This is a genomic window from Nocardiopsis coralli (assembly GCF_014892575.1).
GTDB lineage: Bacteria > Actinomycetota > Actinomycetes > Streptosporangiales > Streptosporangiaceae > Nocardiopsis > Nocardiopsis coralli.
Genome location: NZ_JADBGI010000013.1, coordinates 126,663 through 148,928, shown reverse-complemented (window position 1 = coordinate 148,928; position 22,266 = coordinate 126,663). Strand labels below are relative to the sequence as shown.

Annotated in this window: 20 protein-coding genes; 11 read left to right on the top strand and 9 right to left on the bottom strand. The window is 71.4% G+C overall.

What is annotated here, in order from left to right:
• Positions 1–24: 24 nt before the first annotated feature.
• The 3 genes from IDM40_RS16225 to IDM40_RS16215 all read right to left on the bottom strand — a co-directional run bounded on the left by IDM40_RS16225 (position 25) and on the right by IDM40_RS16215 (position 2,862).
• Positions 25–276 (bottom strand): DUF4287 domain-containing protein, encoded by a 252-nt coding sequence (locus tag IDM40_RS16225; protein ID WP_017614849.1) that lies wholly within the window; start codon positions 274–276, stop codon positions 25–27.
• A gap of 233 nt (positions 277–509) precedes the next feature.
• Positions 510–1,730, bottom strand: a complete 1,221-nt coding sequence (locus IDM40_RS16220) for an acetyl-CoA C-acetyltransferase (RefSeq protein ID WP_193122842.1) — start codon at positions 1,728–1,730, stop codon at positions 510–512.
• A 103-nt stretch (positions 1,731–1,833) separates the two neighbouring features.
• Complete coding sequence (locus IDM40_RS16215) at positions 1,834–2,862, bottom strand: SGNH/GDSL hydrolase family protein (RefSeq protein WP_193122841.1); 1,029 nt, start codon at positions 2,860–2,862, stop codon at positions 1,834–1,836.
• A 358-nt stretch (positions 2,863–3,220) separates the two neighbouring features.
• On the opposite strand from IDM40_RS16215, the gene IDM40_RS16210 reads away from it, so the two are divergent.
• The 3 genes from IDM40_RS16210 (at position 3,221) to IDM40_RS16200 (ending at position 6,781) form a co-directional block, all read left to right on the top strand.
• Positions 3,221–4,600 carry a cystathionine beta-synthase gene (locus IDM40_RS16210; protein WP_193122840.1) on the top strand — a complete coding sequence of 460 codons (1,380 nt, stop codon included), beginning with the start codon at positions 3,221–3,223 and terminating at the stop codon, positions 4,598–4,600.
• Between the two features lie 228 nt (positions 4,601–4,828).
• Complete coding sequence (locus IDM40_RS16205; RefSeq protein WP_193122839.1) at positions 4,829–5,545, top strand: acyltransferase; 717 nt, start codon at positions 4,829–4,831, stop codon at positions 5,543–5,545.
• Positions 5,546–5,635: 90 nt separating this feature from the next.
• Positions 5,636–6,781, top strand: coding sequence for a cystathionine gamma-synthase (locus IDM40_RS16200; protein ID WP_193122838.1), 1,146 nt, complete (start codon positions 5,636–5,638; stop codon positions 6,779–6,781).
• Positions 6,782–6,876: 95 nt separating this feature from the next.
• On the opposite strand, the gene IDM40_RS16195 is transcribed toward IDM40_RS16200, so the two are convergent.
• Positions 6,877–7,995 (bottom strand): VWA domain-containing protein, encoded by a 1,119-nt coding sequence (locus IDM40_RS16195; protein ID WP_193122880.1) that lies wholly within the window; start codon positions 7,993–7,995, stop codon positions 6,877–6,879.
• Between the two features lie 163 nt (positions 7,996–8,158).
• Positions 8,159–9,619, bottom strand: coding sequence for a sigma 54-interacting transcriptional regulator (locus IDM40_RS16190; protein WP_193122837.1), 1,461 nt, complete (start codon positions 9,617–9,619; stop codon positions 8,159–8,161).
• A gap of 134 nt (positions 9,620–9,753) precedes the next feature.
• Here IDM40_RS16190 and IDM40_RS16185 point away from each other — a divergent pair, with 134 nt between their 5' ends.
• Positions 9,754–10,908 carry an FIST signal transduction protein gene (locus IDM40_RS16185; RefSeq protein WP_193122836.1) on the top strand — a complete coding sequence of 385 codons (1,155 nt, stop codon included), beginning with the start codon at positions 9,754–9,756 and terminating at the stop codon, positions 10,906–10,908.
• A gap of 222 nt (positions 10,909–11,130) precedes the next feature.
• Positions 11,131–12,438, top strand: coding sequence for a hypothetical protein (locus tag IDM40_RS16180; protein ID WP_193122835.1), 1,308 nt, complete (start codon positions 11,131–11,133; stop codon positions 12,436–12,438).
• A 79-nt stretch (positions 12,439–12,517) separates the two neighbouring features.
• On the opposite strand, the gene greA is transcribed toward IDM40_RS16180, so the two are convergent.
• Together greA and IDM40_RS16170 are read right to left on the bottom strand one after the other, a co-directional pair.
• Complete coding sequence (greA, locus tag IDM40_RS16175; RefSeq protein ID WP_193122834.1) at positions 12,518–13,018, bottom strand: transcription elongation factor GreA; 501 nt, start codon at positions 13,016–13,018, stop codon at positions 12,518–12,520.
• A 147-nt stretch (positions 13,019–13,165) separates the two neighbouring features.
• Positions 13,166–13,606 carry a DUF4307 domain-containing protein gene (locus IDM40_RS16170; RefSeq protein WP_193122833.1) on the bottom strand — a complete coding sequence of 147 codons (441 nt, stop codon included), beginning with the start codon at positions 13,604–13,606 and terminating at the stop codon, positions 13,166–13,168.
• 158 nt (positions 13,607–13,764) lie between these two features.
• Here IDM40_RS16170 and mca point away from each other — a divergent pair, with 158 nt between their 5' ends.
• The 3 genes from mca (at position 13,765) to IDM40_RS16155 (ending at position 17,121) form a co-directional block, all read left to right on the top strand.
• On the top strand, positions 13,765–14,643 hold the full coding sequence (mca, locus tag IDM40_RS16165; protein ID WP_193122832.1) for a mycothiol conjugate amidase Mca: 879 nt from the start codon (positions 13,765–13,767) through the stop codon (positions 14,641–14,643).
• Positions 14,640–14,966, top strand: coding sequence for a hypothetical protein (locus IDM40_RS16160; protein WP_193122831.1), 327 nt, complete (start codon positions 14,640–14,642; stop codon positions 14,964–14,966). The genes mca and IDM40_RS16160 overlap by 4 nt, the downstream gene beginning before the upstream one ends.
• Positions 14,967–15,075: 109 nt before the next feature.
• Positions 15,076–17,121 carry a thioredoxin domain-containing protein gene (locus IDM40_RS16155; protein WP_193122830.1) on the top strand — a complete coding sequence of 682 codons (2,046 nt, stop codon included), beginning with the start codon at positions 15,076–15,078 and terminating at the stop codon, positions 17,119–17,121.
• A gap of 32 nt (positions 17,122–17,153) precedes the next feature.
• On the opposite strand, the gene IDM40_RS16150 is transcribed toward IDM40_RS16155, so the two are convergent.
• Entirely contained in the window at positions 17,154–18,335 is a 1,182-nt protein-coding gene (locus IDM40_RS16150; RefSeq protein WP_193122829.1) for an epoxide hydrolase family protein, read from the bottom strand.
• A gap of 101 nt (positions 18,336–18,436) precedes the next feature.
• On the opposite strand from IDM40_RS16150, the gene IDM40_RS16145 reads away from it, so the two are divergent.
• Entirely contained in the window at positions 18,437–19,039 is a 603-nt protein-coding gene (locus IDM40_RS16145) for a CGNR zinc finger domain-containing protein (RefSeq protein WP_193122828.1), read from the top strand.
• On the opposite strand, the gene IDM40_RS16140 is transcribed toward IDM40_RS16145, so the two are convergent.
• Entirely contained in the window at positions 19,029–20,402 is a 1,374-nt protein-coding gene (locus IDM40_RS16140) for a serine/threonine-protein kinase (protein ID WP_193122827.1), read from the bottom strand. The genes IDM40_RS16145 and IDM40_RS16140 overlap by 11 nt on opposite strands.
• A gap of 320 nt (positions 20,403–20,722) precedes the next feature.
• Between IDM40_RS16140 and IDM40_RS16135 the strand changes: the two genes are divergently transcribed.
• Both IDM40_RS16135 and IDM40_RS16130 read left to right on the top strand, forming a co-directional pair.
• Complete coding sequence (locus tag IDM40_RS16135) at positions 20,723–21,337, top strand: RNA polymerase sigma factor (protein WP_193122826.1); 615 nt, start codon at positions 20,723–20,725, stop codon at positions 21,335–21,337.
• Between the two features lie 92 nt (positions 21,338–21,429).
• Positions 21,430–22,191 (top strand): isoprenyl transferase, encoded by a 762-nt coding sequence (locus IDM40_RS16130; protein WP_193122825.1) that lies wholly within the window; start codon positions 21,430–21,432, stop codon positions 22,189–22,191.
• Positions 22,192–22,266 lie beyond the last annotated feature (75 nt).

The following is a 22,266-nucleotide window of genomic DNA, read 5'->3' as shown; positions in this document are numbered from 1 at the left end:
TCGGCGGGGGTGCTGTTCGGCGGCTCAGGCGGCCCCGGGTCGGGGGGCCGGGATGGACCTGTCGCGGCGCCTGCGGTCGTACTCGGTGACGATGGCCTGGGCGTACCAGTGGGGCAGTTCGTACTCGTCCGCGAGCCAGTGCGATCGGTCCGAGCGCTTGAGCAGGCCCGGGCCCCGGTCGAGAGCGGCGAACCACTCGTGGAGTCCGCGTCCGGTGACGGTCGGGATGCGTTCGACGAGTTTGGCGTGGATCTCCGGCGAGTGGGTTCCCGGCATAGGCACCTCCGGCAGTGCGTAGAGATCAGGCACTTACCTGCGACCCTGCATCAGGATCACGGTTCGGACAAGACCTGGTCACCAGCTTTTACCTCGGAGGGGGTGGAAGGTGTTGCTTCGTCCCGTTACGCGTCGTACGCGGCGGGAGGGAGACCGCCGGGCAGCGGCCGCACATGCAGGAGGGCCCGGCACCCCGCGGCGCCGGGCCCTCACTCACGCGGGGCGTCCTCGGATCAGTTGAGGCGCTCGAAGACCGCGGCCATGCCCTGGCCGCCGCCCACGCACATGGTCTCCAGACCGAACGTCTTGTCGTGGAACTGCAGACCGTTGAGCAGGGTGCCGGTGATGCGGGCGCCGGTGCTGCCGAACGGGTGGCCCACGGCGATCGCACCGCCGTTGACGTTGAGCTGGGAGTCGACGTCGAGACCGAGCTGGTCGGCCGAGGGCAGCACCTGCGCGGCGAAGGCCTCGTTGATCTCGACCAGGTCGATGTCGCCGGCGGACATGTTGGCGCGGGCCAGGGCCTGCTTGGAGGCCTCGACCGGGCCCAGGCCCATGACCTCGGGGCTCAGGCCGGTCACACCGGTGGAGACGATGCGCGCCAGCGGGGTCAGGCCCAGCTGCTTGGCCTTGGTGTCGCTCATGATGACCACCGCGGAGGCGCCGTCGTTGAGCGGGCAGGCGTTGCCGGCCGTGACGGTGCCGTCGGGGCGGAAGACCGGCTGCAGCTGCGAGACCTTCTCGTAGGTGGTCCCGCGGCGGATGCCGTCGTCGGTGGTGACCACGGTGCCGTCGGGCAGCGTGATCGGGGTGATCTCGCGCTCCCAGAAGCCGTTGTCCAGCGACTTCTCGGCGAGGTTCTGCGAACGCACGGCGAACTCGTCCTGGCGCTCGCGGGAGATCCCGGTGATCTGGGCGACGTTCTCCGCGGTCTGGCCCATCGCGATGTAGGCGTCCGGGAGGTTGCCGTCCTCGCGCGGGTCGGTCCAGGTCTCGGCGCTGCCCTCGGCGCGCTTGGCGGTGCGGGCCTTGGCGTCGTCGAAGGCGGGGTTCTCGTTCTGGGGGTTGTCGCTGCTGCCGTGCGCGAAACGGCTCACGGTCTCCACACCGGCGGAGACGAACACGTCGCCCTCGCCCGCCTTGATCGCGTGGTAGGCCATGCGGGTGGTCTGCAGCGACGAGGAGCAGTACCGGGTGACGGTGGTGCCCGGGACGGAGTCCAGGCCGAGCTGGACGGCGATGATGCGGGCCATGTTGAAGCCCTGCTCACCGCCGGGGAGCCCGCAGCCGAGCATGAGGTCGTCGATGTTCTTGGGGTCGAGCTGGGGGACCTTGGCCAGTGCGGCACCGACCACCTGGGTCGTCAGGTCGTCGGGGCGGATGTCCTTGAGCGAACCCTTGAAGGCACGGCCGATCGGGGAACGCGCGGTGGCGACGATGACTGCTTCGGGCATGTTCTTCGTCCTCTGTGGTGGTGCCGTGATGCGGGGCCGGGCGGGCCTGGGCGGTGCCTGGTCCGCCGCATGACTTGTTACTCACCAGTTAACCCGCCGGACGTCATCGCGCGCCACCCGGGGTCCGCGTAGGCGCGTCCTCGGTCCGGGCGTTGCGGGAGCCGCGCAGGAACGGCAGGCGCACCCGGGTGATCCAGCGTCCGCGCAGGGGGAGTTCCTCATCGGTGGGCTCCAGCGGGACTACCTCGGTGCCGGCGGTCTCGGCCGCCACCACCGCGGCGCGGTCGGCCGGGAGCAGGCCCTCGCCGCCGCCCCGCACGCCCTCGAGGTCGGGGAGCAGACCCATGGCCGCGCACACCGAGGGCAGCACCGCGAAGGAAGCCTGTGCGTACCCGGCCGCCGACGGGTGGAAGTTGTCGGGGCCGAACAGGGTCGTGGGATCGGCCGTGAACTCCCCGGAGAGCACGTCGCTGAGGGAGACCGTGCGCCCGCCGGCCTCGGTGACCGCGATGGTCTGCGCCGCCGCCAGCTGTCGGGAGGCGCGCCGGGCCACCGAACGCAGCGGCCACCCGATGGGGCGCACCGTTCCCAGGTCCGGGCACGTGGCCACGACGACGCGGGTCCCGGCCCCCACCAGGGTTCCGGTGGCCGCTCGCAGGTGGGAGACGGCCTCGTTCGGGCTCACGCGGCGGATGACGTCGTTGGCGCCGATGAAGACCACGGCCACGTCGTAGGGGCTGTGGCCGTCGCGTACCCCGGCGCGTTCCAGCTGCTGTTCCAGGGAGGCCGAGGTCGCGCCCGGAACGGCGGTGCAGCGCAGCCGGACGGGGCGTTCCGCGGCGGCCGCGAGCCCGCGCGCCAGCATGACGCCGGGTGTCTGGTGGGCCTCCTCGACGGCGAACCCGGCCGCGGTGGAATCGCCCGCCATGAGCATGTCGAGCGGGGGTCCCTCGCCCCGGCCGTGCACGCCGTCGGTCTGCGGGCGGTCCCATTGGGTCCGGCCGATGGCGTTGCGCGCGAGTCTGGCCTGGAGGTGGAGGAGGGCGACCGTGCCGCCCCCGACCAGAGTGAGGCCGCCCCCGCCGAACGCGGTGGCGGCTGCGATGCGGCGTGCGCGCGCGGCACGGAGCATGGGGGCACCCCCGGTGGGTCGTGGAGGGTCGCGGAGCCCGCCGTGCCCGCGGCGGGCCGGTCGCCTCCGAGATTACCGGCGGTGACCGGCGGGGTCACGTAATGGCGCGGTACACAAGTGCGGCCCCGACGCCAGTCAAGTCCGGCGCACAGGCACATCGGGGTGCTTTCCGGGCGAGAGCGGTCCGTGATCCGCACGAGAGCCCCCCGCTGTCCAGGTCACCTAGAGTTTCGTATGGGCCGGACCGGCCCGTGGAGGGTGCAGTGCACCGCCGTCGACCGACGGGGCGCGCGGCACCCGACCCGACGGCGGACCGGGACCCGGCCGCCACGACGCAACGACGCGAGGGAGCAGCCAAGTGCGGGTACACGATTCACTGATCGATCTGGTCGGGGACACCCCGCTCGTCCGCCTGAAGAAGGTCACCCAGGCCCTGGGCCCGGACGCGCCGACGATCCTGGCCAAGGTCGAGTACTTCAACCCGGGCGGTTCGGTGAAGGACCGCATCGCTCTGCGCATGGTCGAGGCGGCCGAGAAGAGCGGCGAGCTGCAGCCCGGCGGGACGATCGTCGAACCCACGTCCGGCAACACCGGCATCGGCCTGGCGATGATCGCGCAGGAGAAGGGGTACCGCTGCGTGTTCGTGTGCCCCGACAAGGTCGGCCCGGACAAGCTCTCGGTGCTGCGGGCCTACGGCGCCGAGGTCGTGGTCTGCCCGACGACGGTGGCCCCCGACCACCCGGACTCCTACTACTCGGTCTCGGACCGCCTGGCCACGGAGATCCCCGGTGCCTGGAAGCCGAACCAGTACGAGAACATGAACAACCCCGAGTCGCACTACCACGAGACCGGGCCGGAGATCTGGGACCAGACCGACGGGCGCCTCACGCACTTCGTCGCGGGTATCGGCACCGGCGGCACCATCAGCGGGACCGGCCGCTACCTCAAGGAGATCTCCGAGGGGCGCGTGCAGATCGTGGGCGCCGACCCCGAGGGTTCGGTCTACTCCGGCGGTTCGGGGCGGCCCTACCTGGTGGAGGGCGTCGGCGAGGACATCTGGCCGGGCACCTACGACACCTCGGTGTGCGACCGGATCGTGGGGGTCAGCGACAAGGACTCCTTCCTCATGACCCGCCGTCTGGCCAAGGAGGAGGCGCTGCTGGTCGGCGGTTCCTGCGGTCTGGCAGTGGAGGCCGCGCTCGAGGTGGCCAAGGACGCCGGCCCCGACGACATCATCGTGGTGCTGCTGCCCGACGGCGGGCGCGGGTACCTCGGCAAGATCTTCAACGACGAGTGGATGGCCGACTACGGGTTCCTGTCCACGCACACCGAGGAGGCCACGGCCGGGGACGTGCTCGGCGCCAAGCACGGCGAGCTGCCCGACTTCGTGCACACCCATCCCCACGAGACGGTCGGGACCGCCGTGGCGATCATGCGCGAGTACGGCGTCTCCCAGCTCCCGGTGATGAAGGAGGAGCCCCCGGTCATGGCGGCCGAGGTGGTCGGCTCCATCGCCGAACGCAACGTGCTCGACGCGCTCTTCGACGGGCGTGCCCAGCTCGACGACCCGGTCGAGACGCACATGGGCCGCCCGCTGCCCACGGTCGGCACCGGTGAGCCGGTCAGCGACTGCGTGCGCCTGCTGCGCACCGCGGGCGCGCTCGTGGTGCTGCGCGACGGCAAGCCGGTGGGGATCCTGACCCGCCAGGACCTGCTCGCGCACATGTCCGACACCTGACGCGGACCGGGCCCCGGCCCGGCCCCCGCTCGCGGTTCGCATGTCTGTGGCCGTGGCGGGGGCCTTCGTGTGTCCGCGCAGGCGGGTGAGGGGATGCGCATGGAACCGAGCGGGATTCGGGCCCCCGCCGTCGGAGAACGTGACGAAGCGTCGCATACTCGTACGACTGCTAATGTTCGCGACGGTATTACTTGCGGGTAGCTCAAGGGGGCCGGCGTGCGGAGACTGATGTCGTGGATCATTCGCACCCTCTGGTCGTATGCACGGACCAGCGCCGAGATCCGCTCGGACACCCGTGCCGCGCGCCGGTTCGCGCGCTTCGGCGAGGGCTCGGCGATCGCTTTCCCCACTGCGACCCTGTACGGGGAGCCCTGGATCGAGATCGGGACGCACACCGTCCTGGGCGGCGACATCACCCTGGCCGCCGGCATGGGCCCCGACTACGACCTGGGTGCGGAGACCGTGGTGCGTATCGGTTCGGGGTGCGCCATCGGACGGGGTTCGCACGTGGTGGCCCACCGCTCGGTGGACATCGGCGACCACGTCTACACCGGGCCCTACGTCTACATCACCGACCAGAACCACGCCTACGCCAACACCGACGTGCCCATCGGCCTGCAGTGGCCCGTCGACGACCCGGTCAGCATCGGCTCCGGCACGTGGCTCGGCGCGAACTCCGTGGTCCTGCCCGGCGTGCACCTGGGCCGCAACTGCGTCGTGGCCGCCGGGACCGTCGTGCGGCCCGGCACCTACGCCGACCACAGCGTCATCGCGGGGATCCCCGGCAAGGTCGTGCGCACCTATGACGACCAGCTCGGCTGGGACCCGCCGCTCAAGGAGGCCGGGACCCCCACCCGGGTTCCCACCCCTTCCGCGGGCCTGCCGCCCGAGGTGCCCGCCGACCCGCCCGACCCCGGATCGGCCACCCGCTTCCCGCCGGCGTAGCGGCCGGGCAGCGCGCGGGGCCGTCCGCATTCCGAGACCGACCTGGTGAACGCGGGGCCCCGCGAGCCCCGTGGACGCTAGTGTGAAGCCATGAAGTTCGACGGGTTTGAGACGCTGGCCATCCACGCGGGCCAGGAGCCGGACGAGGGCACCGGGGCCGTGGTGGTTCCGATCTACCAGACCAGCACCTACGCCCAGGACGGCGTGGGCGGTCTGCGCCAGGGCTACGAGTACTCGCGCACGGGCAACCCCACGCGCGCCGCGCTGGAGGAATGCCTGGCCGCCCTGGAGAACGGGCGACGCGGCCTGGCCTTCGCCTCCGGCATGGCCGCCGAGGACACCCTCATGCGCACGGTCCTCTCGCCCGGCGACCACATGATCATCCCCGGCGACGCCTACGGGGGCACGTTCCGCCTGGTCTCCAAGGTCGTGGAGCGCTGGGGCGTGAGCTGGGACGCGGTCGACCAGTCCGACCCCGAGGCCGTGCGCGCGGCGATGAAGCCCGAGACCAAGGTCGTGTGGACCGAGACGCCCACGAACCCGCTGCTCAACATCACCGACGTGGAGACGGTCGCGCAGATCGCCCACGACGGCGGCGCCCTGCACGTCGTCGACAACACCTTCGCCTCGCCCTACCTGCAGCAGCCGCTGTCCCTGGGCGCCGACGTGGTCGTGCACTCGACCACCAAGTACGTGGGCGGGCACTCCGACGTGGTCGGGGGCGCGCTCGTGGTCGCCGACGACGAGCTCGGCGAGCGGCTGGCCTTCCACCAGAACACCATGGGCGCCATCCCCGGTCCGTTCGACTCGTGGCTGGCCCTGCGCGGCGCCAAGACGCTCGGCGTGCGCATGGACCGCCACAGCGCCAACGCCGAGCGGATCGTCGAGGCCCTGGTCGGGCACGCGTCGGTGCGCAAGGTCTTCTACCCCGGGCTGGACTCCCACCCGGGGCACAAGGTCGCCGAGCGGCAGATGCGTTCCTTCGGCGGCATGGTCTCCTTCGCCGTCGAGGGCGGGGAGAAGGCGGCGCTGGACCTGTGCGAGCGCACGCGGATCTTCACCCTGGGCGAGTCCCTGGGCGGTGTGGAGTCGCTGATCGAGCACCCCGGCCGGATGACCCACGCCTCGACCGCGGGTTCGGCCCTGGAGGTGCCCTCCGACCTGGTGCGCCTGTCGGTCGGTATCGAGTCCGCCGACGACCTGGTCGCGGACCTGCTGCAGGCCCTGGAGGGCTGACCGGCCCCTCCGGCGGGGATCTTGCTACCAGCGCCAATATCAGCGCTGAACCCGGCTCCAGTAGCAAGATCCCCGCGGTTGGACCCGTCGCTCCGTCAACGACCCTCGTGGAACCGGTCCAGCACCGCCGGACCCAGGTCCGCGCCGCCCGCGCGTACCACGCGCACACCCCGCCGCCGTTCCACCAGCGTGGCGAAGGCCCGCAGCTGGGGATCGTCCGCGAGCAGGAAGAACGTGACTTCCGCACCGTCGCGCAGCGCCGCGTCCAACTCCCCGACCGTGGCCTCCACCGTGCGCGGACCGGCCGGCCACGAGAACCGGGGATCGCCGTCCGCCCCGGTGTACGCGGTCGGTTCCCCGTCGGTGACCACCATGACGTGCCGATGCAGGTCCGGATGGCGTTTCATGTGCCCGCGCGCCAGCCGCAACGCCTCCTGCAGATTGGTCCCGGGAACCCGGCCCCACCCGTGCGCGACCAGCGACCCCGGGCTCATCTCCCGCGCCACCTCGCCGAAACCGACCAGCTGGAGCCGGTCCTCCGGGTAGTGGGACCCGACCAGCGCGTGCAGCGCCAACGCCGTGCGGGTCGCCGTCTCGTGCAACCCGCGTGTGGACATCGAGTGCGACAGGTCGACCAGGAGCGAGACCGCCGACGCCCCGGAAGGCTCGGTCCCGTCCGCGCGCAGGTCCTCCGCGCGCAGTACCTCGTCCCGCCCGCGGCCCTCGGCCCGCCGCAGCGTCGCCGCCCGCACCGTGGCCACCGCGTCCACGACACTGCCGTGCGCCGCCGCCCGGGTGGTCCCGTCGGGTTCGCCGCCCGGGCGCACACCACCCCGGTGCGAACCGGAACCGCGTGCGCGCCGTGCCTCCTCCGTGTCGCGCAGGGCCACGTCGGCCAGGCGCCTCAGCTCCCGGGGGGACAGCGTGTGGTCGGCCGCGTCCCACCGGTCGACCGCCGCGCGCCCCTGCGGGCCCAACAACCGGGCCAGAAGCCGCGGATCCACGTCGGACACGGCCAGCCGGTCGCCCTCGCCGTAGCGGGAGAGAGCCTTCTCCGCCTCCGACAGCGCCTCGCGGTCGGCCGCGTCCTCCACCTCGGCCGCCTCCACCAGGGAGAGCAGCTCACGCGCGGCGGCCACGGCCTCGTCGGGAGGGGGATCGGGCTCGGCCAGGGGGTCGGGGCCGCCGAGGTACTCCCGGTAGCGGAACCTCACACGCACCGCCTCTGTGTTCGGGGGGTCGTCCGGTCCTGTGATCCCCTCCCGGGGCGTGGACGAACCGTCCGGACCGTCCCTTTCGTGCACCAGGGACGGCGTCGCCCCGTGGCCTCGGTTCCCCTGCACACCGGGACCCGGGTCACCACCTGCCACGGCACGCTCAGAACCGGTACGTCCCGCCCTCGGCTCGTGTGTCCTTCGACAGCCGCCGTTCCAGGTACAGGCCCTCCAACGCCAGCTCCACGACCGCGGCGGCCAACCCCGGCCCGGGAGGCCCGTCCTCCGCCTCGGGCGCGGCCGCCTCGATCATCGCCGCCAACCCCGGCACCTGCCCGACCGCCTCCAGCAGCGCCCCGGCCCCCACCAGGTCACCGGACTCCACGGCCGCGCCCCCGGTGAAGCGCGAGGTCAGCGGTTCCAGGTCCAGGTGGCCCAGGCATTCGCGGTACACCTCGGAAACGGCCCGCCGCAACAGCGCGTGCAGCAGCTCCGCGCCCTCCTCCTCGGCACCGAGCTCGAACTCGACCTTGCCCAGCACCGGCTCGACCACCGACGGCAGGTCGCACACCCGGGCCACCGGCGCCTCCTCCCCGGCCACGGCGGCGCGGCGCAGGGCCGAGGCCGCCACGGTCTCCGCGGCCGAGACCGAGAACCGCACCGAGACCCCCGAACGCGGGTCGACCTTCTTGTGCCGGCGCACCAGGCGTGTGAAGCGGGCGACGGCCGCCAGCAGGTGCCCGGGGACGGCGGTGCTGTCGGGGAGGTCGGCCTCCTGGCGGATCAGCGCGATCTCGTCGGCGTCCCGCGCCGGGTAGTGCGTGCGAACCTGTGAGCCGAAGCGGTCCTTGAGCGGGGTGACGATACGGCCGCGGCTCGTGTAGTCCTCCGGGTTCGCACTGGCCACCAACAGCAGGTCCAGGGGCAGGCGCAGGTCGTAACCGCGCACCTGCACACCGCGTTCCTCCAGCACATCGAAGAGCGCCACCTGCACGCGGGGGGCCAGGTCGGGCAGCTCGTTCAGGCAGAACACACCCCGGTTGGCGCGCGGCACCAGCCCGTGGTGCAGCGTCTCCGGGTCACCCAGGGAACGCCCCTCCGCCAACCGCACCGGGTCCACGTCGCCGACGAGCTCGGCCACACCGGTGTCGGGCGTGGCGAGCTTCTCCGTGAACCGGCGGGACCGGTGCAGCCACCCCACCGGCAGCTCTCCGCCCTCGGCCTCGGCCCGTCGCAGACAGGGCGGGCACACCGGCGCGTAGGGGTGATCGTTGACCGGGCAGCCGTCCACGACGGGGGTCCACTCGTCCAACAGCCCCGGAAGGCTGCGCAACAGCCGGCTCTTGCCCTGGCCGCGCTCGCCGAGCAGCACCACGTCGTGCCCGGCCAGCAGCGCCCGTTCCAGCGCCGGAAGGACGGTGTCGTCGAACCCGTGCACACCGGGGAAGCGCGGGGTGCCCCCGGCCATGTGCCGGACCAGGTTCTCGCGCACCTCCGCGGCCACCGGGCGCAGGACGTGGCCCGAGGCGCGCAGACCGTCGAGTGTGCGGGGCCGCCCGTGCGGGGCCGCCGCGGGGGAGCCGTACGATGAGGGGCCGTTCGTGGGGGGTGCAGCATCACTCACCCCTCGAACCTATCGCCCGCACCGGCAGAACGGTCTCCGAAGGCATGTCGGGAACGCGGCGGGGTGGAAGAATGGGCATGGACGTGGATCCGGTTGCCGGTCGAGGGACCGGCGGGAGACGGGGGTGTCAGCAGGTGGCTCGGTTCGGCGATGCACTGACGACGGGGGCCGACCTCGTGAACGCGGCCGAACGCGCCGTCACGGGCGCTCTGGAACAGGTCGAGGGCCCCGTGGACCTGGTGTGCTTCTTCGTCTCCGGAGCCGACCCCGAGGAGGTCACCCTCGCGGGCAAACGGGTCATGGAGCTGGCCGGCGACGCCACCGCCCTGGGCTGCTCGGCCACGGGTGTCATCGGCGGCGGCCGCGGTGTCGAAGGACAGGGCGCGGTCAGTGTCTGGTGCGCGAGCCTGCCCGACGTGGGACTGACCCCGTTCCGGCTGGACACTGTCGTGGAGGGCGACCACCTGGCCGTGGTCGGCATGCGCGAGCCCGACCCCACCGACCGGGTCGCGATCATGCTCGCCAACCCCTACGAGTTCCCCACCCAGGCGTTCGTGCGCGAGACCACCGACGCGCTCGACGGGCTCCCTGTCGTCGGCGGGATGGCCGACGGCATGCGCGGTGAGGAGTCGGTGCGCCTGTTCTGCGACGGCGAGGTCGCCGAGAACGGCGCGATCGGGGTCCTGCTCGGCGGCGACGGGATCCTGGGCACCGTGGTGAGCCAGGGGTGCCGGCCCATCGGCCAGAACATGACCGTCACCAAGGCCGAGGGCAACGTGCTCCTGGAACTGGCCGGGACCAGCGCCTACGAGAAGCTCGAGGAGCTCGTGGAGTCGCTGTCGGAGGAGGACCGCCTCCTGGCCGCGCGGGGCCTGCACATCGGTGTGGCGATGGACGAGTACGCCGACCAGCACGGCCAGGGCGACTTCCTGGTGCGCACCCTGGCCGGCGCCGAGCCGGACACCGGAGCGCTCACCATCGGCGACATGGTCGAGGTGGGCCAGACCGTGCGCTTCCAGGTGCGCGACGCGGGGACCGCCGACGAGGACCTCGCCGAACGCCTGGCCGAGTTCGGCGAACACCACCGGATGGGTGCGGGCCTGCTGTTCTCCTGCAACGGGCGCGGTGAGGCGATGTTCCCCCACCCCGACCACGACCCGCTCGCCGTGCGCAGGGCACTGGGCGACGGAGCGGTCGCCGGGTTCTTCGCCGCGGGCGAGATCGGCCCGGTCGGCGGGGTCAACCACGTGCACACCTTCACGGCCTGCCTGCTGGCCTTCGCCCCCTGAGGACCGGTCCCGGCCCGGCCCCGGACCGCGGACCTTCGCCGCCCGTCCCGGGGCATAACACCCATACCTCCCCGTGCCGGGAACCCCTGCCCGGCCGCCGATCCGGACTTTTACCCCGCCATCGACGACACCCGACGTTCGTTCCTTGAGCGGGCCTTCGCCGCAATGCTTACTGTGAGTGACCATTTTCGTCACTCTGTGCATTCCTGGGGGAAGGTTTCCATGTCCGACCGTCGGAGCGGCCGCCACGTCCGCGCCCTCACCGCCCTGGGGGTCGCGGCCCTGCTGGCCCCGCTCGCCCCCGTCACCGCCCACGCCGAGGAAGAACGGATCGACCTCAGCTCCGGCGACCTCATCGGCCTCTCCGGGGACGGGTCCGCGCTCCGGGTCGAGGAGAGCGAGGCGGCCCGCGGCGAGGGCGCCTCACTGAAACGCGACGGCACCGACGCCCCGCACGGCATCGCCGTCTTCCCCGGCCACCCCCTGGACGAGGCCACCGACAGCCTCGACGTGCGCCTCGGCACCGACGGCGACCTCGCCGACCTGCGTACCGAGGCCCGCGGAGTGCGCGCCGACGGCATGTGGACCGAGTGGCGCACCGTCCCCGAGGGCGGCGGCCGCGTCTCCCTGCCCCGCGACGTCGACGAGGTCCAGGTGCGCGTCGAGGTCGAAGGCACCGACAGCGCCCTCACCGACCTCGGCGTGAGCCCGCTGCCCTCCACCGGATCCGACGGCGGATCCGACGGCGGTGAACGCGAGGAGTTCGACGACCCCTCCGGCCCCGACCCCTTCTCCGCCCGCCTCTTCGCCACCCGCATCGGCCTGGAGGGCGAGACCACCGCCAACGGCCACGTCATCGCGGCCGACGACCACTTCGCCGCCCTGCCCTCGCGCCGCGGTCTCGCCAACCGCGGCGGCGGCGAGTACACCGTCCGGGTGTGCTCCACCGGCGAGTTCGGCCCCGACGCCGAGGGCGACACCGAGACCCACGACCCGCGCTGCGTCTACGTCCCGGTCTGGGACGTGGGCCCCTGGAACATCACCGACGACCACTGGAACGAGGACCGCGAGTCCTGGGAGGGCCTCGACCGCGGCCGTCCCCAGGCCCAGGCCGCCTACACCGAGGGCCACAACGACGGCCTCGACGGGTTCGGACGCCAGGTCGCCAACCCCGCCGGCATCGACCTCGCCGACGGAGCCTTCCACCAGGGGCTGCAGATGCCGACCAACGGCTGGGTCGAGGTCGACTACCTGTGGACCGACGACCACGCCCACCGCGCCGAGATCATCACCGAGTCCAACAGCGAACCCGTGGTCGTGCGCGAGGGCCCCGGTGCCGAACACGACAGCGTCGGTCTGGCCGCGCCCAAGGCCGTCGTCGACGTACACTGCTCCGTCACCGGCGACGACGCCTCCGGTCCCCACGGAACCGGCGACACGTGGTTCCGTATCGGGGACGGCCACTACGTTCCGGGCGCCTTCGCCGACGGGGCCGGCGATGCGCCCGAGTGCCCCGACGAACGGCGCTGAGGCCCCGCACCCAGGCCCCGCACACGACGACGGGGGCCGGTCCGCGTTCGGACCTGCCCCCGTCGTCGTGCCGGTGTGATCAGACGCCGGTGTAGGGCACCGCGTCGATGATCTCCACCGCGAGGGTCTTGCCGTTGGGTAGCGGGTAGCTGACCTCTTCACCCACGCGCTTGCCGTTGATGGCCGCGCCCAGCGGGGACTTGGGCGAGTACACGTCTATCGGAGCGCCGCTCTCCTCGCGGGAGGCGAGCAGGAAGGTGACTTCCTCGTCGTCGCCGGCGAACTTCACCGTCACGGTCATCCCGGGGCCGACCACACCTTCGGTGCGCGGCGCCTCGCCGACCTTCGCGGTGCGCAGGATCTCGGTGAGCTGGAGGATGCGGGCCTCCATCTTGCCCTGCTCCTCCTTGGCGGCGTGGTAACCGCCGTTCTCCTTCAGGTCGCCCTCCTCGCGAGCGGCCTCGATCTTCTCCGCGATCTCGACGCGCCCACTACCCGACAGGTGGTCCAGCTCGGACTTGAGCCGGTCATACGCCTCCTGGGTCAGCCAGGTGACGTTGTCATCGCGGGTCTGGGTCACTGGAACTCCTTGTGTACTCGTAGCAAAGGCCACCAGGCGGCCAGAGCTGAACTTACGAGAATATCACCGAGCGCACTTGCGCACGGTGTCCCGCGTGTTCACCCACGACGCCGGTGCCGGACGGGGGAACGGCTCGTCCGGGGTGGATCAGTCCTGCGAACCTTGTTCCCTGCACGAGGCGATCTCTACCGTGGATGCCTGTCGAATCGTGTCAACGGTCGTGGTGGCCATACGGTTCCCCGCCTCGACCTCCAACCGCTCCTGACCGACCTCGACGTGCTGGTCGTCCAGCGCCGTGATGAGGCACTCCGCGCCGTCCCGGCTGTTGACCTCGAAGGTGATGCTGGCCTCGTCGGCGGTACCGGCGTCGTAGGAGACCACCTGGTGGTAGACGCTGCCGCTCAGACCCGAGTAGCTCATCACCGAGTAACCCCACCCGATGCTCGTCGCGATGGCGAAGATCGTGCCGATGACGAAGAAGAGCGGCCCGTTTCCGTGGCGCTTGCGCAGCACGCGGTCGGGGTCGGCCGGGGTCGCGGCCGTGGATTCGGCACTGTTCACGGCGTCTTCTTCCGGGGTCGGCTGCATCGGGAATCTCCGAACAAGGGGACGGTGTTGTCTAAGATATCCCCGACCTGACAGCCCCCCTACGCGCCCCGGGCGTGAGTCGCTCGAGCCGTGCTGCGCAGGGTAGCCCGAGTCCGGCGCCACGGGTGAACGTTCACCGAGTCAAGGAGAAAGCTCCGTTGTCCGAGCCGTTGCGGCTGATGGCCGTTCATGCCCATCCCGATGACGAGTCCAGCAAGGGTGCGGCCACCATGGCCCGCTACGTCGACGAGGGTGCCGAGGTGCTCGTCGTCACCATGACCGGTGGCGAACGCGGCGACATCCTCAACCCCGCGATGGAGCGCCCCGACGTCCGCGAGAACATCGCCGAGGTCCGCAAGGCGGAGATGGACCGCGCCAGGGAGATCCTGGGCGTCCACCAGGAGTTCGCCGGGTTCGTCGACTCCGGTCTGCCCGAGGGCGACCCGCTGCCCCCGCTGCCGGAGGGCTGCTTCGCGACCCTGCCGGTCGAGGAGGGCGCCGCACCGCTGGTGGAGTCGATCCGCCGCTTCCGCCCGCACGTGATCCTCACCTACGACGAGAACGGCGGGTACCCGCACCCGGACCACATCATGACCCACAAGGTGTCGATGCACGCGTTCGACACCGCGGGCGACCCGGACGCCTACCCGGGCCTGGGAGACCCCTGGCAGCCCCTCAAGCTGTACTACTTCGTGTCCTTCCCGCCCGAGCGGTTCGAGGCGCTGGCCGAGACCCTGAGCGCGCACGGGCTCGCCAACCCCTTCGAGGACTGGATGAAGCGGATCCGCGACCGCGACCGTCCCCGCTGGGAGATCACCACGCGCGTGCATTGCAGCGAGCACTTTGACACCGCGCACGACGCCCTGCGCGCACACGCCACCCAGGTCGACCCGAACGGGTTCTGGTTCGCGGTGCCCAACGAGGTCGTCGCCGAGGCCTGGCCGACGGAGGACTACCACCTGGTGCGTTCGATCGTGGACACCGAGGTCCCTGAGAAGGACCTCTTCGCAGGTGTGCGAGAAGCAGTGAGAGTATGAACGGTATGCAGAGCCTTCCCACGTCGGCGACGGTGCTGGCCGACACCATCGAGCTGAACACCGACCTCGTGACCCCGGGTGTCCTCGGCTTCCTGGTCATCTTCGCGATCGCCCTGGGGCTGTACTTCCTCATGCGCAGCATGACCGGCAAGCTCACGCACGTGCGTGACTCGGACGAGCTGCTGACCGCCCGACGCGACGACAAGGCCGGGCAGGCCGTGCCGGTCGACGGCGCCGCCCAGCGTGCGTCCGCCGAGGCCGCCGGCGGGGACGCCGAAGCCGGGGCCCGCACGGACGAGGAGACCGGTTCCGCCGAACGCTGAGCCCGCAATACGGCACCACGGGGCCGCCCCTCCCGCGACGGGACGGGCGGCCCCGCCGTGTGTCCGGGGCGGTTCACCCGCGCGGCCGTGGTCAGGCACAGTTGGGGGCATGGCGAACCGACTGAGCGACGCGACCAGCCCCTACCTGTTGCAGCACGCCGACAACCCGGTCGACTGGTGGCCCTGGTGTGAGGAGGCCTTCGCCGAGGCCCGCCGCCGGGACGTGCCCGTGCTGATCTCCGTGGGTTACTCCGCGTGCCACTGGTGCCACGTGATGGCCCACGAGTCCTTCGAGGACGACACCACCGCCGGCCTCATGAACTCGATGTTCGTCAACATCAAGGTCGACCGCGAGGAGCGCCCCGACGTCGACGCGGTCTACATGGAGGCCACCCAGGCCATGACCGGCCAGGGCGGATGGCCCATGACGGTCTTCGCCACCCCCGAGGGCGCGCCCTTCTTCTGCGGCACGTACTTCCCGCGCGACCACTTCCAGCGCCTGCTGCAGGGTGTGACCAACGCCTGGCGGGACCAGCGCGACCAGCTCCTCGACCAGGGCAAGCGGGTCGTCGACGCCCTCGGCGCACCCCGCACCCTGCCCGAGGCCTCCGCGCCCGGTGCCGAGACCCTCGACCTGGCCGTGCGGGCCCTGGTGCGCGACTACGACCAGGCGCACGGCGGGTTCGGGGACGCACCCAAGTTCCCGCCGTCGATGCTGCTGTCGTTCCTGACCGCGCAGGCCGAGCGCACCGGACCCCTGCAGTCCGCGCAGGAACCCGCCCCGGCCTGGCTCATGGCGTCCGGCACGGCCGAGGCGATGGCCAGGGGAGGGCTGTACGACCAGCTCGGGGGCGGTTTCGCCCGCTACTCCGTGGACCGTGAGTGGGTCGTGCCGCACTTCGAGAAGATGCTGTACGACAACGCCCAGCTCCTGCGCGCGTACGTGCGCATGTCCCGCCGTCCGGCCGGTACCGACCTGGCCGAGGCCGACACCCACAAGCTCCTGCGCCGTGTGGCCGAGGAGACCGCCGACTGGATGCTGCGCGAGCTGCGTACCCCCGAGGGCGGGTTCGCCTCCGCCCTGGACGCCGACAGCCCCGGCCCCGACGGCACCTCCCAGGAGGGCGCCTTCTACGTGTGGACCCCCGCACAGTTCCGGGAGCTGTTGGAGGGCGAGGACGCCGCGTACGCCACGGAGGTCTTCGCCGTCACGGACGAGGGCACCTTCGAGCACGGAACCTCGGTGCTGCAGCTGCCCGAGACCCCCGCGGACCCGTGGCGGTACCAGCGGGTGCGCGAGACCCTCTTCGCCGCCCGCGCCTCCCGTCCCGCGCCCGCCCGCGACGACAAGGTCGTGGCCGCCTGGAACGGGCTGGCGATCGCCGCGCTGGCCGAGGCGGGCGTGCTCCTGGACCGCCCCGACCTGGTCGGTGCCGCCCGGGACTGCGCCGACCTGCTGCTGCGGGTGCACCTGCGCGACGGGCGCCTGCTGCGCACCTCCCGCGACGGCCGCGCCGGGCACAGCGCCGGGGTGCTGGAGGACTACGCCGACGTCGCCGAGGGCCTGCTCGTGCTGCACGGTGTGACCGGCGAGGCCCGCTACGCCCACGAGGCCGGCGGCCTCCTGGAGACGGTCCTGGAGCGCTTCGGCGACGGCGAGGGCGGGTTCTACGACACCGCCGACGACGCCGAGGAGCTCTTCGCCCGGCCGCAGGACCCGACCGACAACGTGACCCCGTCCGGGCGCAACGCCGCCGCCTCCGCCCTGCTGGCGTACTCGGCGCTGACCGGGTCCGAGCGCCACCGCCGTGCCGCGGAGAGCGCCCTGATCCCGGTCTCGCTGCTGGCGGAGAAGGCCCCGCGTTTCGCCGGGTGGGGTCTGGCCACCGGGGAGGCGATGCAGAGCGGGCCGCGTGCGGTCGCGGTGGTCGGCGCCCAGGACGACCCGGCCGCGGCGGAGCTGGTGCGCGCCACCCTGGAGAGCTCGCCCCTGGGCACCGTGCTCACCCGCGGCGACGGTTCCGAGGACGGCGGGGTCCCGCTGCTGACCGGGCGGGGGACGACCGAGGGGCGGGCCACCGCCTACGTGTGCGAGGGCTTCACCTGCAAGCTCCCGGTCACCACCGTCGAGGACCTGCGCGCCCAGTTCGGGTGACCGCGGAGGTGCCCTCGGCCGCCCGGTCGCTTTCACGGCCGGGCGGCCAACACCGCCCCGAGCCCCTGGCGCAGGTCCTCGACGAAGTACGCGGGCCTCTCCAGCGACGGGAAGTGCCCCCCGGATTCCGGTGCGTTCCATCGCACGATCCGCCGGTACCGTTCCTGCGCCCAGGGGCGCGGGCACTTCTCGATGTCGCGGGGGTAGACCGTGATCGCCGACGGCACATCGACCCGGAGCCCGGGGTCGAGCGCGTTCACGCCGCCGTGGCTCTCGTGGTAGATGCCGGCCGATGACGCGCCGGACCGCGTGAGCCAGTAGAGGGTGGCGTTGTCGAGGAACCTGTGCCTGGAGATCGTCTCGAACGGGCTGTCCGCGGTGTCCGACCACTCGGCGAACTTGTCGAGGATCCAGGCGAGGAGCCCGACCGGCGAGTCCACGAGCGAGTATCCGATGGCCTGCGGCCGGGTCGCCTGCTGTTTCGCGTACGCCGACCGGTGGTGCCAGAAGTCCTCGGTCTCCTCGGCCCACCTGCGCTCGGTCGCGGTCAGCCCGTCCACCGTCATCCCGGGCGGCGCCTGCGCGAGCGTCGTGTGGATGCCGAGAACGTGCCGCGGGTACCTGCCGCCGAGAACCGTGGTGACCACGCCTCCCCAGTCGCCGCCGTGGGCCGCGAACCTGCCGTAGCCGAGCCTGCCCATCAGCTCCACCCACGCGGCCGCGATCCTTCCGGTTCCCCAGCCCTCCGCGGCCGGCTTGTCGCTGTGGCCGAAGCCCGGGAGCGACGGGACCACGACGTGGAACGCGGGGGCCCCGGGATCCTCGGGATCGGCCAGGTCGTCCACGACGTCGACGAACTCGGCGATGCTCCCCGGCCAGCCGTGGGTCATGACCAGCGGCGTGGCGTCCGCCCGCGGCGACCGGCGGTGCAGGAAGTGGATCCCCAGACCGTCGATGGTCGTGCGGAACTGGCCGATCCGGTCGAGGCGCTCCTCGAACGACCGCCAGTCGTACTCGGTGCGCCAGTGGTCGACGAGATCGGCGAGGTCGGTGAGCGGCACGCCCTGTTCCCACCGTTGGCGGCCGGTCGCGGAACGGGGGACCGTCCCGGCCCCGGGCAATCGCGCGGCGGCCAACCGCGCGCGCAGATCGCTGATTTCGGCATCGGCCGCGCGGGACTCGAACGGTTGCACGTCGCTGTTCGGGCGGGACATGGGTCCTCCTGGTGTCGCGGAACCGGCTACGACCACATGCGAACCGGCATTGACGGTTCTACCAGCCTGCAACGTGAATGAGAACCGGCTATGGTGGTTCCATGCCTGTCGAATTCCCTGACTTCCGGCTCGGCACCGAGCTGGCGACCAGCTTCACCGCGACCCTGACCGAGCGCCATGGCAGCCCTGTGGAGCGCATCCCTACGCCGCAGCGTTTTGTGGACTGGCTGGCCGTGCACGGGCTCGTCACCGACGCCTGCACCGAGGCCCAGCTCGACCGCGCTCGGGAGCTGAGGGAATCGATCCACCTCGCGGCCACGGCGGCCGCGGTCCAGGACCCCCTGCCTGTCTCTGCTGTCGAGGTCATCAACGACCGAAGCGTCGAGGGTCGGGCCGCTGCGATCCTGACCCCCGAGGGCGAGCGGCAGTGGCGGCTCGGCTCGGCCTCCTCCGTGGAGGATGCCCTCGGCGTGATCGCGGCCGACGCGATCAGCATCATCGCCGGCCAACGGGACGGACGGCTGGCCCTGTGCGCCTCGTCGACCTGCCGGGCCGCGTTCTTCGACACCAGCCGCAGTCGCACCCGCAAGTGGTGCGACATGAACACGTGCGGCAACCGTCAGAAGAAGGCGCGCTTCGAGGCGAACCACCGCAAGAACCCCGGAACGGCGGAGGGCTCGGGCGAGCGCCCGTCTAGGCCGTGACCCGGACCCCGTCGATGATGGCGTCGGCCAGCTCGGGGCGGTACTCCGGCTGGCGGATCTCCAGGTAGACCGTCTTGGGTTCGCCCGGCTCGTGCACGGCCGCGGCGGTCAGGGCGCCGTTGTCGTCACAGTCCGACCACTCCCAGACCTTGCCCTCCCACCGCTGGGAGTCCACCCGGCGCTCGACCGGGGGATGGCCGCAGCGGTCGGACTCGGCGACCTTCTCCAGCTCGCGCGCGCCCGGAAGGAGCGTGGTGTAGACGCCGTAGGAGGTCTCGTGGGTGGTGTGCCAGTTGCCGGCGTCGGTGGCGGCCAGCAGCCCCGGGCCTGCGCCGGCCTCGGCCGCGGCGGGACGCGCCGCCATGTCCAAGTGCAGTTCGGAGGCCCACTCCGAGGGCACGTCCACGCGTAGTTCGTGGGCGGCGCTGTAGACCGGGGTCAGCGACATCGAGGGGGTCCCGAAGGCCGAGGTCAGCGTGAGAACCATCACGGCCAGGGTCGCTCCGAGCACCGCCAGCCGGCGCCACTGCAGCCGGTGCCGCCGCCACCACGGCTGCTCGCCGGGCAGTGGGTCCGGCTCCATACGGATCGCCCTGACACGGTCCGTGAAGGTTTTGGCATCGCCGGGACGGCTGTCTCGGTCAGCCGAAAGTGCCGACATGATGAGCTCGTCGAGCGCCGGAGGCAGCCCTGGCCGGATCCGGCCAGGTGGGGTGCGCACGGGCGCGCGCGGGGCCTGTTTGCCGGTGATGAGCTCGTAGGCGACCGCGCCCAGCGAGTAGACGTCGGAGCGCACGTCCAGGTCGCCGCCGGGGATGCTCTGCTCCGGCGACATGTACCCGGGGGTGCCCGCCGCCGCGGTGAAGCCCGAGGCCTCGTCGATGGACTTGGCGAACCCCAGGTCGGCCACGAGCACGCGCTGGCCCACGGGGGAGGACTGCAGCAGCACGTTCGACGGCTTGATGTCGCGGTGGATCGTGCCGTGGTTGTGCAGCACGGTGATGCCCTGGCCGATCTCCGTGAGCAGGCGCAGCGCCTCGTCCAACGGCAGTTGGTCGCGCTTGACGAGGTCTGCGACGCTGCCCTGGTCGGCGTAGGTCATCACCATGTACGGGCGGCCGTCGGGCAGCACGTCGACGTCGTGGACCGCCACCAGCCACGTGGAGTCGGTCTGGCGCAGGATGCGCGCCTCCTCCAGGAACCGGTGCTGGATGTCCATCTGGTGCGCCCAGTTCTCGGCGAGCACCTTGATCGCGACCGGATAATTGAGCAGGTCGTCGTGGGCGAGCCAGACAGTGGCGAAGGAGCCGGATCCCAGGCGCCGGATCACGCGATACCGTCCGAAAGCCTCCGGTTGGCTCATGTGCGCCTCGGTCTGTCAGGGGTGAATACGGGGTCGTTGCCCACTAATACACCATCTACGCCTTCGAGTTGGCTCTTGTGGATATGATCCCCACTCCGGGTAGCGCGCATCCCATCGGGCATGGAAACTGGTGGGAGACCTCGGATGGTAGTCCGTACGCCCCCGTGAATGGCACGAGGGCGAAAAGCGAACTCGTGTGCGGAAAAGACGATCGCCCCGGGGTCCGTGGACGTCCGGACGAGTAGCCCCCGCCTGCCCCCGGTGCGCGCGGTATTCGGCCGACCCGGCGGACGTCCCGTGAAGCAGGGAGAAGAGCAGTCATGCGCAGTAGTGACCACTCAGACCACGAGGGAAACCCCGCGCCCAAACAGCGTCGGGTCGCGAGCAACGTCGACGAGGAGCTCGAGGACCTCGCACGCCGCGCCAAGGACGGTGACGCGGCCGCGATGGACGACCTCCTCCGGCGGATCCAGCCGGAGGTCCTCCGGCGCTGCTCGCGCTTCTTGCCCTACCGCCAGGACGCGGAGGAGGCGTGCCAGGACGCCCTCCTGCGGGTGGCGCGCAAGATCGGCAGTTTCAAGGGCGACTCCTTGTTCACCACGTGGCTCTACACCGTGGTGTCCAACTCCGCCCGGCAGACCTATCGCTCCATGAAGCGCCGCGCGGCCGAGTACCCCACCGAGGCCGAGCGCATGCCCAACCAGAGCGACCCCCGCACCACGAGCGTCATCGCCGGGTCCCGTATCGACCTGCTGGAGGCCCTCGACCAGTTGGAGAAGGACCGCCCCAACCTGGTGGCCCCGCTCGTCCTTCGGGACCTGTGTCAGATGGACTACAACGAGATCGCCTCCGAGCTCGACCTGGCCCTGGGTACGGTCAAATCCCGAATTCACCAGGGCCGCAAGCACGTGCGAAAGTCCTTGACTGTCTCGTGACCTCTCAGGGCGAACTACTCTGGTGGTATCCCCAACGGCACGTCCACGATTCGGTCGTGCTGTCTTTGATCCAGCTCTGAGAGGTTTCGCCAATGGGGCTCCGTGACCCCCTGTACTGGCTGTACGAGAAGCGGTTGGAACGCCGCTTGACCAGCCAGGAGATTCCCAGGCACGTCGGTGTCGTGATGGACGGGAACCGACGCTGGGCCAAGAGCAGCGGACTGGGGGGTGCCGAGCTCGGACACCGTGCCGGCGCGGACAAGATCTTCGAGGTGCTCCGCTGGTGCGACGAGATCGGTGTGCAGGTCGTCACATTGTGGATGCTCTCCACCGACAACCTCTCCCGTGACGAGGACGAGCTCGGCCTCCTGGTGCGCATCATCGACCAGGCCATCGTCCGGCTGCGTGACGAGGGTTGGAACACCAAGCGTGTGGGCGCCCTCGACATCCTGCCCGACTCCACGGTCCGTGCCCTGAAAGAGGCGGAAGAGGCCACATCCGGCAATCCGGGTCTGGTTGTCAACGTCGCTGTCGGGTATGGGGGTAGACGTGAGATCGCCGACGCGGTGCGGTCGCTCCTCCACGACGAGGCCGACCGAGGAACCTCGATCCAGGAGCTCGCTGAGCGCCTGGACATCGAGGACATTGCCCGGCATCTCTACACGCGCGGCCAGCCCGACCCCGACCTGCTCATCCGCACGTCGGGGGAGCAACGTCTGTCCGGCTTCATGCTGTGGCAGAGCGTGCATTCGGAGTTCTACTTCTGCGAGGCCTACTGGCCCGCTTTCCGCAGGGTGGACTTCCTGCGTGCACTGCGCTCGTACGGCGCGCGCAACCGGCGCTTCGGCCACTGACCCCGCTCCGGTCGTCCCCGCCCCCGCCTTCTTCACACGGTGTTCACCGTGCCGGGGGCTCGAACTCTGGAAAAC